The organism is Delftia sp. GW456-R20, assembly GCF_001622915.1.
GTDB lineage: Bacteria > Pseudomonadota > Gammaproteobacteria > Burkholderiales > Burkholderiaceae_C > Comamonas > Comamonas acidovorans.
Window position 1 is genome coordinate 1,515,001 of the sequence record NZ_LWCN01000004.1, and the last position, 11,659, is coordinate 1,526,659.

General features: G+C 67.3%; 12 protein-coding genes (1 of these 12 cut by a window edge). 7 read left to right on the forward strand and 5 right to left on the reverse strand.

The genetic code is table 11. The features are described from left to right. The 4 genes from tilS to cysS form a co-directional block, all read right to left on the reverse strand. Positions 1-941 carry the 5' portion of a tRNA lysidine(34) synthetase TilS gene (gene tilS / locus A4F85_RS12160; RefSeq protein ID WP_197485519.1) on the reverse strand. The gene continues 19 nt to the left of window position 1, outside the view, so the window shows 941 of its 960 coding nt (coding positions 1-941); its start codon is at positions 939-941; its stop codon lies off the left edge, out of view. Between the two features lie 174 nt (positions 942-1,115). Then, positions 1,116-2,093, reverse strand: coding sequence for an acetyl-CoA carboxylase carboxyltransferase subunit alpha (locus A4F85_RS12165; RefSeq protein WP_012204428.1), 978 nt, complete (start codon positions 2,091-2,093; stop codon positions 1,116-1,118). Between the two features lie 83 nt (positions 2,094-2,176). Further along, on the reverse strand, positions 2,177-2,986 hold the full coding sequence (locus A4F85_RS12170; RefSeq protein WP_063326718.1) for a DNA-3-methyladenine glycosylase family protein: 810 nt from the start codon (positions 2,984-2,986) through the stop codon (positions 2,177-2,179). A gap of 49 nt (positions 2,987-3,035) precedes the next feature. Continuing rightward, on the reverse strand, positions 3,036-4,421 hold the full coding sequence (gene cysS, locus A4F85_RS12175; RefSeq protein ID WP_063326719.1) for a cysteine--tRNA ligase: 1,386 nt from the start codon (positions 4,419-4,421) through the stop codon (positions 3,036-3,038). 204 nt (positions 4,422-4,625) lie between these two features. On the opposite strand from cysS, the gene A4F85_RS12180 reads away from it, so the two are divergent. From A4F85_RS12180 to A4F85_RS12200, 5 genes are all read left to right on the forward strand, one after another. Continuing rightward, positions 4,626-5,159, forward strand: a complete 534-nt coding sequence (locus A4F85_RS12180; protein WP_063326720.1) for a tetratricopeptide repeat protein — start codon at positions 4,626-4,628, stop codon at positions 5,157-5,159. 143 nt (positions 5,160-5,302) lie between these two features. Then, a complete protein-coding gene (locus tag A4F85_RS12185) occupies positions 5,303-5,887 on the forward strand; it encodes a peptidylprolyl isomerase (RefSeq protein WP_063326721.1) in 585 nt (194 codons plus the stop codon). Positions 5,888-5,944: 57 nt separating this feature from the next. After that, positions 5,945-6,451: a peptidylprolyl isomerase gene (locus A4F85_RS12190; protein ID WP_063326722.1), complete on the forward strand. Its 507-nt coding sequence runs from the start codon at positions 5,945-5,947 to the stop codon at positions 6,449-6,451. A gap of 164 nt (positions 6,452-6,615) precedes the next feature. After that, positions 6,616-7,464 (forward strand): UDP-2,3-diacylglucosamine diphosphatase, encoded by an 849-nt coding sequence (locus A4F85_RS12195; protein WP_063326723.1) that lies wholly within the window; start codon positions 6,616-6,618, stop codon positions 7,462-7,464. Then, positions 7,461-8,330, forward strand: coding sequence for a zinc-dependent peptidase (locus A4F85_RS12200; RefSeq protein ID WP_063326724.1), 870 nt, complete (start codon positions 7,461-7,463; stop codon positions 8,328-8,330). Before A4F85_RS12195 ends, A4F85_RS12200 begins: the two co-directional genes overlap by 4 nt. On the opposite strand, the gene A4F85_RS12205 is transcribed toward A4F85_RS12200, so the two are convergent. Continuing rightward, entirely contained in the window at positions 8,321-9,289 is a 969-nt protein-coding gene (locus A4F85_RS12205; protein ID WP_063326725.1) for a LysR family transcriptional regulator, read from the reverse strand. The genes A4F85_RS12200 and A4F85_RS12205 overlap by 10 nt on opposite strands. Before the next feature lie 126 nt (positions 9,290-9,415). Between A4F85_RS12205 and A4F85_RS12210 the strand changes: the two genes are divergently transcribed. Then, a complete protein-coding gene (locus A4F85_RS12210) occupies positions 9,416-10,171 on the forward strand; it encodes a sulfite exporter TauE/SafE family protein (RefSeq protein ID WP_231890537.1) in 756 nt (251 codons plus the stop codon). 123 nt (positions 10,172-10,294) lie between these two features. Beyond that, positions 10,295-11,629, forward strand: coding sequence for a DUF2325 domain-containing protein (locus A4F85_RS12215; protein ID WP_063326727.1), 1,335 nt, complete (start codon positions 10,295-10,297; stop codon positions 11,627-11,629). The last annotated feature ends 30 nt before the right edge of the window (positions 11,630-11,659 follow it).

An 11,659-nucleotide genomic window follows, 5' to 3' on the forward strand; every position in this document is an offset into this window, starting at 1 on the left:
ACCGACCCCAGGCGCCGCACAAAACCCCGCCCCATCTTGAGATGGATGCGGTGGCCTCGCGTAAGGCAAACGCCGATCTGCGCGAGCAGCTGATCGAGCTGCGCGGCACTGGGCGTGGTGGCATGCACGCTGCGCAGCCAGTGGCGCAGCACATTGGCCTGGCGCGCGGGGCTCAGCGCCTGCAAGGCGGTGATGCCGGGGGGGGTGCCGATGGCCGCCAGATCGGCCTGCGCCATCTCCTGCAGAAGCTCGGCCGCCTCAGCGCAATGCCGGCTGCTGCGCGCGAACGTGGCGCGAAACTGGGGAAAGGCCTGCTGCAGCGCGGGCAGCAACTGGGCGCGGATGCGGTTGCGCGTATAGCGCGCGTCGGCATTGGTCGGGTCTTCCACCCACGCCTGGCCACGCGCCGCAAGCCAGTCACGCAGGACTTGGCCAGGCAGATCAAGCAGCGGACGATGCCATTCGAGATCCGCCCTGCTCCACTGCGCCGGCATGGCGGCCAACCCGGCCACACCGGCGCCGCGAGACAGGGCCAGCAGCAGCGTCTCGACCTGGTCGTCCGCATGTTGCGCCAGCGCCATGCTGCGCACGGGCGGCAAGGGCTCTCCGCCAGCGCCCTGCCCAGGCCAGGGTTCGCGGGCGGCCTCTATCAGCGTTGCGTAGCGCAGCTGGCGTGCGGCGTCCTCAGGACTCTGGCCCGGCGCGTGGCGCGCGTCCACGCGGCGAATCTTCAAAGGAACGGCATGCTGCGCGCAGACTTTCTCGCACTGGCCGACAAAGGCGTCGGCCGCAGACTGCAGACCGTGGTGCACATGGATGGCCACAACCTGGCCCGGCCAGCGCTCGGCGCAGGCCAGCAGCAGCGCCGTGGAGTCCGCACCGCCGCTGAAGGCCACGGCCAGCGGCAGTTGCGGCGCAAAGCGATGGATGACGGCGTCCAAAGCGGCACCCGGTGCAGCATCTGTAGCGGCTGCCGGAACATTGCGCGGCGGGTCGGTGATCGGAATTTCCACAGGCTTGGATCAGAGGTATCAGGACGCGGGCCAGGGATTGGCGCAAAAAGCAAACGGCTCCCAGGGGGAGCCGTTCAGTGTGCCAGAGCGTGGCGCGGGCCTTCAGCGGTTGTCGGCCTTGGTATCGGCGAAGCGTCCGTAGCTTTGCAGGCGCTCGTAACGGCGGTCCTGCAGTTCCTTGGGCTTGAGGTCCGCCAGCTGGCGATAGGCATCGCCCAGCGCGCGCTTGAGAAAGGCGGCCATTTGCTTGGGGTCGCGGTGGGCGCCGCCCACGGGCTCGTTGACGATCTTGTCCACCAGGCCCAGGGCCTTGAGGCGGTGGGCTGTGATGCCCATGGCATCGGCCGCGTCCTGGGCCTTTTCGCCGGTCTTCCAGAGGATGGAGGCGCAGCCTTCCGGGCTGATGACGGAGTAGACGGCGTATTGCAGCATCAACACCTGGTCGGCGACGGCAATGGCCAGGGCGCCGCCCGATCCACCTTCACCGATGACGGTGGTGATGATGGGGGTCTGCAGCTGGGCCATTTCGTAGATGTTGCGGCCGATGGCTTCGGACTGGCCGCGCTCTTCGGCTTCGATGCCGGGGAAGGCGCCAGGCGTGTCCACGAAGGTGAAGACCGGCAGGCCGAACTTTTCGGCCGTCTTCATGAGGCGCAGGGCCTTGCGGTAGCCCTCGGGGCGCGTCATGCCGAAGTTGCGCAGCGTGCGCTCCTTGGTGTCGCGGCCCTTCTGGTGGCCGATTACCATGCAGGAAATGCCATTGAAGCGCGCCAGCCCGCCCACGATGGACTGGTCGTCGGCGAAGTGCCGGTCGCCGTGCATCTCGATGAAGTCGGTGAAGCAGTCGCGCACATAGTCCAGCGTGTAGGGACGCTCGGTATGGCGCGCGATCTTGGTGATCTGCCAGGGCGAGAGGTCGCTGTAGATGTCCTTGGTCAGCTGCAGGCTTTTTTTGCTGAGCTGCTCGATCTCTTCCGAGATATCGACTGCGCTTTCGGTCTGCACGTAGCGCAGTTCCTCGATTTTGGATTCGAGCTCGGCGATGGGCTGCTCAAAATCCAGAAAGTTCTTTTTCGCCAACTTGTTTCTCCTTGTCCCAGCCAGGCACGGTGCATGCGTTCCGGCCGGAAAACGGGGGTTGATCGGGTGTGATCGGTTTGTCTTCAGGCTGCAGGCTGCGGTTCGAGCGAGCGCCAAATATACCAAGTCGCCACGGTGCACCACGGCTTCCAGGCCTCGGCAACCTCACGCGCCTCGCTGCGGCTGACGGGGTCGCCTGAAAAATAGTTCTGGCTGATGCCCGAGATCAGGCCTGCATCGTCCAGCGGCAGCACATTGGGCCGCTGCAGGTAGAAGATGAGGAACATCTCGGCGGTCCAGCGGCCCACGCCGCGGATGGACATGAGCTCGGCCACGATGGCTTCGTCACTCATGCCCTGCCAGTCGTCCTGGTGCAGGCGGTGCTCGGTGAAGTGCATGGCCAGGTCCACCAGGTAGTCCACCTTGCGGGCAGACAGGCCCACGGCGCGCATGTCGTCCACCTTGAGCTTGAGCACCAGGTCAGGCGCCATGCGGGCGGGCAGGCGCGCGAACTTGTTCCACAGCGTCTGCGCAGCCTTCATCGAGATCTGCTGGCCCACGATGGAGCGCGCCAGCGTGGCGAAGGCATCGCCGCCGGGCTGCAGGGCCAGGTGGGCAAAGCGCGGGATCAGGCGCTTCATCACGCGATCGCGCCGCACCAGCTGGCGGCAGGCCTCGGCCCAGTAGCTCGGGGCACCCTCGGGCGGTGCGGGCAAGGATATCTTAGCCTTGGGAGCGGAGGCAGCGGCAGCGGCTGCCGCAGGCGCCGATCCTGCGCGCGCGCCCAGCGTCACCATCGGCAGCGGGGCCGGTTGCTGTTCGGGCACGGGCAGATCGGCCACCAGCGGCAACTGCTCGAAATCCATGGTGTCCAGGGGTTTGGCGGAGGCCATCAAAGCACCTCCCCGCACCTGGCGCGGCACATCTGGCAAGGCATACGGATCAGCCCTTTGCGGCTGCCTCCCAGGTCGTGCCTGCGGGGGAGTCCTTGAGCACGATGCCCTGTTCCAGCAGCGCCTTGCGGATGCGGTCGGCCTCGGCCCAGTCCTTGGCCGCCTTGGCGGCTGCGCGTGCGGCAATCTGCGCCTCGATGGCGCCGGCATCCATCTCCGAAGTGCCCGCCTGCAGGAAGGCCTGCGGGTCGCCCTGCAGCAGCCCCAGGCAGCCGGCCAATGCCTTGAGCAGGCCCGCCATCTCGGCACTCTTGCTGCGGTTGACTTCGGCAGCCAGCTCGAACAGCACGGCCACGGCCTCGGGCGTGCCGAAGTCCTCGTCCATAGCCGCCTTGAAGCGTGCGGCAGCGGGATGATTCCAGTCGATGGCAACCTCGGCGGGCGCGACCAGGCTCAGCGCCGTGTACAGGCGCTTGAGCGCGCCGCGTGCGTCGTTCAGGTGCACGTCGCTGTAGTTCAGCGGGCTGCGGTAGTGGCTGCGCACGACGAAGAAGCGCACGGTCTCGGCGTCGTACTCCTTGAGCACGTCGCGGATGGTGAAGAAGTTGCCCAGCGACTTGGACATCTTCTCGTTGTCCACGTTGATGAAGCCGTTGTGCATCCAGACCTGCGAGAACGGCTTGCCGGTCGCGCCTTCGCTCTGGGCGATCTCGTTTTCGTGGTGCGGAAACTGCAGGTCGGCACCGCCGCCGTGGATGTCGAAGCTCTCGCCCAGCATCTCGCAGCCCATGGCCGAGCACTCAATGTGCCAGCCGGGACGGCCCACGCCCCAGGGGCTGGCCCACTTGACCTCGTCCGGCTCGGCGGGCTTGGCGCTTTTCCACAGCACGAAGTCCAGCGGATCCTGCTTGCCATCCTGCACGGCCACGCGTTCGCCGGCCTGCAATTCGTCCAGCGACTTGCCCGACAGCCTGCCGTAGCCGGGGAACTTGCGCACGGCGAAGTTCACGTCGCCATCCGTGCCCTGATAGGCCAGGCCCTTGTCCTGCAGACGGCCGATCATGGACAGCATCTGCGGCACGTATTCGGTGGCGCGCGGCTCATGCGTGGGGCGCTCGATGCCCAGGGCGTCGGCGTCCTGGTGCAGGGCGTCGATCATGCGGTCGGTCAGCGAGCGGATGGTCTCGCCGTTCTCGACGGCGCGACGGATGATCTTGTCATCGATGTCGGTGATGTTGCGCACATAGGTCACGCGATGGCCGCTGGCACGCAGCCAGCGCTGCACCACATCGAAAGCGACCATGGAGCGTGCGTGTCCCAGGTGACACAGGTCGTACACGGTCATGCCGCACACATACATGCGCACATGGCCCGGTTCGATTGGCGAAAACGCTTCCAATGCACGCGACAGCGTGTTGTAGATACGCAAACTCATGGATGTTTATCAGGGGAGAAAGGGTCGCTGCAGGGGGCGCGTCCCACGCGCCGCCGGACCCTTGGCGCCGATGCAGGCATGCTCAGCAGGGAGCAGGAGCGGCAGGCGCAGAGCCCGTGTGACCCAGCACACCCCTCAGCTACAATTGACCGCAGTATAAGCCCGCGCCGCGGGGCATTCCCCCGAGGCCCCGAAAGCACCTACATGCCTCTACGCAACTCGTTTCGCTCCGCCCTGCGCCTCGCGGCAATGGCGGCCCTGCTCGCAACAGGCCACGCCCACGCCGACGACTATACGGAAGTGAATCAGTTGCTGCGCAACGGCAAGAGCACCCAGGCGCTGGCACGCGCCGATGCCTATCTGGCCAAGAACGCACGCGACCCGCAGATGCGCTTTCTCAAGGCGGTTGCACTGACCGACAGCGGCAAGACGGACGAGGCCATCGCCGCGCTGAACCAGCTCATCGAGGACTATCCCGAGCTGCCCGAGCCCTACAACAATCTGGCGGTCATCTATGCCGGCCAGAACCAGCTCGACAAGGCGCGCTCCGCGCTCGAATCCGCCGTGCGCAACAACCCCAACTACGGCGTCGCCTACGAGAACCTGGGCGACATCCATGCCCGCCTGGCCTACGAGGCCTACTCCAAGGCGCAAGGCCTGGATGGCCGCGCGGCCAGCGTGCGCCCCAAGCTCAAGCTGCTGCGCGACCTGCTGGCGCCCGTCACCGCCGCCAAGTAGGCCCCGGCCCACGCGCGCAGCCCTTGCGCCAGCGCGCGTGCGGCGGTCGATCGGGTCTTGCCATGCCTGGCGCGCACCCGCAGGAACCTGCCCGGTTTTCCCCACTCCATCCCCCAGCCCTTTGGCTTTCACAGGAGATTCGCATGACCACACGCCGCATTGCGTCGCTTTCCCTGGCCGGCATGGCCCTGGCCGCTTCCCTTTTCACCGCCCCCGCCATGGCGCAGAACGCCACGCCCAAGGTGCAGATCAAGACCAGCATGGGCGACATCGTGCTGGAGCTGAACGAAGCCAAGGCCCCCAAGACCGTGGCCAACTTCATGCAGTACGTGCGCGACAAGCACTACGACGGCACGGTGTTCCACCGCGTGATGGACGGCTTCATGATCCAGGGCGGCGGCATGGATGCCAGCCTCAAGGAAAAGCCCACGCGCGCGCCGATTCCGCTGGAGGCGGACAACGGCCTCAAGAATGACCGGGGCACCATCGCCATGGCGCGCACGGGCAACCCCAACTCGGCCACCTCGCAGTTCTTCATCAACGTGGTGAACAACGACATGCTCAACGCGCCCAAGCCTGACGGACATGGCTACGCCGTCTTCGGCCGCGTGGTCCAGGGCATGGATGTGGTGGACAAAATCCGCACGGTGGCCACGGGCAACCAGGGCATGCACCAGAATGTACCCACCAAGCCGGTGACCATCCTCTCGGCCACCGAAGTCAAGTAAACCGCGCGCCGCGCCTTGCGTGGCACGCCCTTCCCCTCCATCCAACAAGGAATCGCCATGAGCAATCCCCAAGTCGAACTCCACATCGCCGGCCACGGCGTGATCACCATCGAACTCGACGCCGCCAAGGCCCCGAAGAGCGCAGAGAACTTCCTGGCCTATGTGAACAAGGGCCACTACAACAACACCATCTTCCATCGCATCATCGATGGCTTCATGATCCAGGGCGGCGGCTTCGAGCCCGGCATGAAGCAAAAGGAGACGGACGCTCCCATCGAGAACGAGGCCAAGAACGGCCTGAAGAACGACAAGTACACCCTGGCCATGGCCCGTACCGGCGACCCGCACTCGGCCACCGCCCAGTTCTTCATCAACGTGGCCGACAACGGCTTCCTGAACCACACCTCGCCCAGCGCCCAGGGCTGGGGCTATGCCGTGTTCGGCAAGGTGATCAAGGGCACCGAGATCGTGGACAAGCTGCGTGGCGTGAAGACAGGCCGCAACGGCGGCCATCAGGACGTGCCCAAGGATGACGTGATCATCGAAAAGGCCGTGGCCCTGTAATCAGGCGCTTGCGCACACTCGGCGGCCGTGCCCTTTCGGGTCCGGCCGCCCTGTTGTCCATGCGCATGGCACCAGGCCGTGCGCATGGACAACAGACCCGCTCCAGAGCCGTCCCAAGGCTCCTACAGCCCTTCATGCAGCGCCCTTGCCGGGTGCCCCGTCCCATGGCCCAGACCGCCGCGCCCCGCCCTCTTCCCGTGCCGCCCATTGCGGCCGAGTGGACACTGCCTGCGGGCTGGCGCACGCTGGAGTTCATCTCGGACCTGCACCTGCAGGCCAGCGAGCCCGCCACCGTGCAGGCCTTCCTGAACTACCTGGCCGCCACGCGGGCCGATGCCGTCTTTCTGCTGGGCGACCTGTTCGAGGTCTGGGTGGGTGACGACGCCCTGCTGGAGCCGGGCAGCTTCGAGGCCGAATGCGCCACCGCCATGCGCGCGGCAGCCACCCGCACGCCGCTGTTCTTCATGCAGGGCAACCGCGACTTCCTGACCGGCGCGCAGTTCGATGCGCTGTGCGGCACGACCACGCTGACCGATCCCACCGTGCTTGACTGCGGCGACCAGCGCATCCTGCTCAGCCATGGCGATGCCCTGTGCCTGGACGATGTGGACTACCAGCGCTTTCGCGCCATGGCCCGCTCGGCGGCCTGGCAGGCCGGCTTCCTGGCCCAGCCGCTGCAGGTGCGCCGCGACCAGGCACGCGGCATTCGGCAGGAGAGCGAATCGCGCAAGCGGGAATCGGACGGCCATGGCGCCGCCATGCCCACCTATGCCGACCTTGACGCGCAGGCCACCCGCAGCTGGCTGCATGCCGCAGGTGCCGCCACCCTGATCCACGGCCACACGCACCGCCCGGCCGACCATGACCTGGGCGATGGCCTGCGGCGCATCGTGCTCAGCGACTGGGATCTGGCGGCGCCCGTGCCCCGCGCCGAGGTGCTGCGCTGGGAGCGCGGCATGGGCCTGCAGCGCCTGCCGCTGTCCGATGTTCTTGAACAGGCCAGCCCGCCATGAGCCTTTGGCAACAAATGGGCCGCTGGGTCCGCAGACTGGGCCGCCGCGCACGCTCCACGGTGTCGCCGGTGCCCGAGATTCCTGCGCCGCTGTGGCTGTCCACGCTGGCCGCCTACCCCTTTCTCGCGTCGCTGACGCTGGAGGAGCAATCCAAGCTGCGCGCCCTGGCCGCCGTCTTCCTGCAGCGCAAGCGCTTCCACGGCGCACACGGCCTGGAAGTCAGCGATGCCATGGCATTGGAGATTGCCGCCCAGGCCTGCCTGCCCCTGCTGCACTGGGGCGAGCCGCAGGGCGCGCTGTCCTGGTATGACGACTTTGTCGGCATCGTGGTGCACCCGGGCGATGCCGTGGCGCGGCGCCAGAGCATGGACGAGGCCGGCGTCATCCACGACTACGACGAAGTGATCATGGGCGAGGCCATGCATGGCGGCCCCGTCATGCTGAGCTGGCAGGCCATTGGCGCAGGGCGCGGGCCGCATGCCAGCCACCATGGCCACGGCGGCCAGCCCGCCAACGTGGTGATCCATGAATTCGCCCACAAGATCGACATGCGCAACGGCGGTGCCGACGGCTGCCCGCCCCTGCCGCCGGGCTTCATGGGCAGCAGCTCCGCGCGCCAGGCCCGCGAGATATGGCAGGCCGCCTGGGCACCGGCCTACGACGCCTTCCGTGAGCAGATCACCATCGCCGAGCGCTTTGGTGGCGAATGGCCCTGGCTGGACGGCTATGGCGCCACGGCGCCCGCCGAATTCTTCGCCGTGGCCTGCGAGGCCTTCTTCGTGGACCGCGCCCGCTTTGCCCTGGAATTTCCCACGCTGGCGCCGCTGCTGGCTGCGCTCTTCAAGCCGGCCACCAGTCAACCCTGATCGGAGCAAACCTCCTTCAGCGCCTGGGCGAACAGGCGCTGCTCCTCGTACTGCCCGCCCGCCTTGCGCTCGAACAGGGTGATGGGTGGCAGGGTCCAGCCAAAACGGTGGCGCACAATGCCCACGCCCGCGATGCGCACCAGTTCCTCGGCAATGTCGGCCGGCACGATGGACACGGCCCGCTCATTGGCCGCCACCAGCTCGCCGATCACCTTGGCCGAGAGTGTTTCCACAAACGGCGGCGGCGGCTCCACGCCCGCGCGCAGAAAAAAGTCGGTGATCTGCTCGCGCATGGGCGTGCGGCGCTGGCCCAGCACCCAGTCAAGCCCCGTGAGTTCGGCCCACTGCAGAGGCCGGCGCCCCAGCCGCGTGGCCAGGCTGCGGTGGGCGATCAGGCGAGGCTCCTGCTCATAAAGCACGCTGTGCCGTATGCCGCTCATGTCCAGCACGGCCGAGGCGCGGCCAATCACGCAGTCCAGCTCATGTGCACGCAACTTTTGCAGCAGGCGGTCGCTGGTGTCCTCATGCAGCGTGACCGTGATGCGCCGGCCTTGTGGCCGCGTCCTGCCGATGGCATCGGCCAGCATGCGCGCCGGCAGGAAGGGGATGACACCCACCTGCAGGTGCGCCGCACGCTGCTGCCCCACGGCCTCGATGTCGTGGGCCCAATGGTCCAGATCGGCCAGCATGCCCCGGGCGCGCGCCAGCACCAGCGCGCCCAGCTCCGTAGGCTCCATGCCGCGCGCAGAACGCAGGAACAGCGGCGCGCCGAACAATGACTCCAGCTCGGCCAGGGCCTGGGTCACGGCGGGCTGGCTGGTGGCCATGCGCTCGGCCACGCGGGTTAGCGTGCCCAGCTCGCTGATGGAGCGCAGCAGCAGCAAATGCTTCATCTTCAGGCGCGTGGCCATGCGGTGGGCCAGTTGGGCAGCGGACGATGCAGTGCGGTTTTGCGGCATGGATTCAGGCGTGGCGCGGCATAAGCAAAACCATATTGAACAATAAAAACAAACGAATTTCTGCTTATGCACGCGCTCCAGAATTCCTGCGTCTTGCACACCCAAAACGAAAGGACCAGGCAGACCATGGATGGCATGTTTTTCATCATCGCGCTGGGCGCGGCGGCGGCCGGATTCGTGCAGGGCCTGTCGGGCTTTGCCTTCGGCATGGTGGCCATGTCGTTCTGGGCCTGGGTGCTGGAGCCGCGCGATGCGGCCGTGCTCACCGTCTTCGGCTCGCTGCTGGGCCAGGTGCTGTCGGCCATCACCGTGCGGCGCGGGTTTGCGCTGGCAAAGCTGCTGCCCTTCATCCTGGGCGGTCTTGCCGGCATTCCGCTGGGCGTCTTGCTGCTGCCGCACCTGGACATGGCCTGGTTCAAGGCCCTGCTGGGCGGCATGCTGGTGCTGTGGTGCCCGGTGATGCTGTTGTCGGCCCGGCTGCCCAGGCTGGCGCGCGGCGGCCGCCTGGCCGATGCTGCCGTGGGCCTGGCGGGCGGCGTGATGGGCGGACTGGGCGGCTTCACGGGCACGCTGCCCACGCTGTGGTGCACGCTGCGCGGCTACCCCAAGGATGAGCAGCGCTCCGTCATCCAGAACTTCAACCTGTCCATGCTGGCCGTGACCATGGCCACCTACCTGGGCACCGGCATGGTCACGCGCAGCATGCTGCCGCTGTTCGCCATCGTGGCGCCGGCCATGCTCATTCCATCGCTGCTGGGCTCCAGGCTCTATATCGGTATCAGCGAGGCACGGTTCCGGCAGATCGTGCTGGGCCTGCTGTGCCTGTCCGGCGTGGCGCTGCTGGCGTCTTCCGTGCCCGTACTTTTGCAGCGCGTGGCCTGAGCGCGCCGCGCGCCCACACTCCATCGGCCAACGGCAGTCAACTATGTGAACCTCTGGCACACGCCTCGCTATGCTTAATCGTATATTACGAACTGCACCAGCCCTTCCATGAGAGGCCTTCCGATGTTGACGCCCCCCTTCAAACTCAGCGCAGGCGGCATGGCCGCCCTGGGCGCCGCCGTGTCGGCCGGCGCGTTGCAGTCCGGGGACGGCCAGTGCTGCGGGCACGACCATGTCCGCGAAGAGCATGGCGGCGCAGCGCACGCCCAGGCGCGCACCCGGCTCTACCAGCTGGACACGCATCTGCACTGCTCGGTGATAGGCACCTGCCTGAGCCCGGCCGAGCTGCGCAAGCTGATGGGCCGGCACATGGATATCAAGGGCAAGACCGACCTGGAACTGCACCACCAGGCCGTGGGCCTGGCGCATGAGAACGGCGACCTGTCCAAGGCCATCCACAAGGCGCTGGACCAGCGCCATGCCGCCGTGATCAAGGGCTTTGCCGCCGCCCAGGACGAGGCTGCACTGGAGGCCGCGTGGAAGCAGGCCTGGCAGCAGGGCGAGATTCCGGGCGCCTACTGGGCCCTGCTCACGCACAAGTGCACCAGCTTTGCGCTGCGGCAAATGGCCTTTGGCGAGGTGCACATGCTGTCGCACCTGATGGGATCGGCCAACCGGCATGAACTCAAGCGCTTCGTGGCACTGGAAAAGGAAAACCTGGAACTGCAGGACAAGCTGGAACGCGAACGCCAGCGCCACCACCAATCCCAGCTCGAACGTGATGCGCTGGCCGGCCAGCTGCGCCAGCAGTCCCTGGACTTCGAAGCCCGCCTGTCGCAATTCAGGGCAGGGGCAGCCCCTGGCGGCGAGACCCGCCCCGCCGATGCCGGCGCCCTGGTCGGGATGCACACCGAACGGCGCGAGCGTGCAGAACGCGCTGCCGAACAGGCCTGGGCCGAGGCTGGCCGCCTGCAGCAGATGGCCGAGCAATTGCAGCAGCGCGTGCAATGGCTGGCCGAGGAACTGGCCGCCGCCGAAAAGGAACTGCATCGCGCCGCCACCCAGCCCCAGGCCCCTGATGCCGCGCAGCAGCAGGCGCTGCAGGGCCGCAAGCTGCTCTACGTGGGCGGGCGCCCCAGCTCTACCCCTGCCATACGCGACCATGTGCAACGCCATGGCGGCGAATTCCTGCACCACGACGGCGGGTTGGAGACGCGCAAGGGCCTGCTGGCCGCGCAGCTGCCGCGCGTCGATCTGGTGGTGTTCCCCGTGGACTGCGTGGACCATGATTCCGTGGTCAACCTCAAGCGCCTCAGCGAGCGGCATGGCGTGCCCTTCATCGCGCTGCGCACGGCCAGCCTGGCCAGCTTCGCGGCCACCGTGGCGCGCGAGTTGGCACCGCCCGACGCGGGAACCCGCACCACCAGCGCATCACACTTTTGCCTGCGCCACGGTTGATGGTGCCGCGTGGCGCGGGCCCAGCGCCGG

Coding starts and splice junctions, on each gene's coding strand:
- cysS (WP_063326719.1), bottom strand. CDS start 4,421: ATGAGTTTGCGTATCTACAACACGCTGTCGCGTGCATTGGAAGCGTTT.
- A4F85_RS12210 (WP_231890537.1), top strand. CDS start 9,416: ATGGATGGCATGTTTTTCATCATCGCGCTGGGCGCGGCGGCGGCCGGA.
- A4F85_RS12180 (WP_063326720.1), top strand. CDS start 4,626: ATGCCTCTACGCAACTCGTTTCGCTCCGCCCTGCGCCTCGCGGCAATG.
- A4F85_RS12195 (WP_063326723.1), top strand. CDS start 6,616: ATGGCCCAGACCGCCGCGCCCCGCCCTCTTCCCGTGCCGCCCATTGCG.
- A4F85_RS12205 (WP_063326725.1), bottom strand. CDS start 9,289: ATGCCGCAAAACCGCACTGCATCGTCCGCTGCCCAACTGGCCCACCGC.
- A4F85_RS12190 (WP_063326722.1), top strand. CDS start 5,945: ATGAGCAATCCCCAAGTCGAACTCCACATCGCCGGCCACGGCGTGATC.
- A4F85_RS12215 (WP_063326727.1), top strand. CDS start 10,295: ATGTTGACGCCCCCCTTCAAACTCAGCGCAGGCGGCATGGCCGCCCTG.
- A4F85_RS12185 (WP_063326721.1), top strand. CDS start 5,303: ATGACCACACGCCGCATTGCGTCGCTTTCCCTGGCCGGCATGGCCCTG.
- A4F85_RS12200 (WP_063326724.1), top strand. CDS start 7,461: ATGAGCCTTTGGCAACAAATGGGCCGCTGGGTCCGCAGACTGGGCCGC.
- A4F85_RS12170 (WP_063326718.1), bottom strand. CDS start 2,986: ATGGCCTCCGCCAAACCCCTGGACACCATGGATTTCGAGCAGTTGCCG.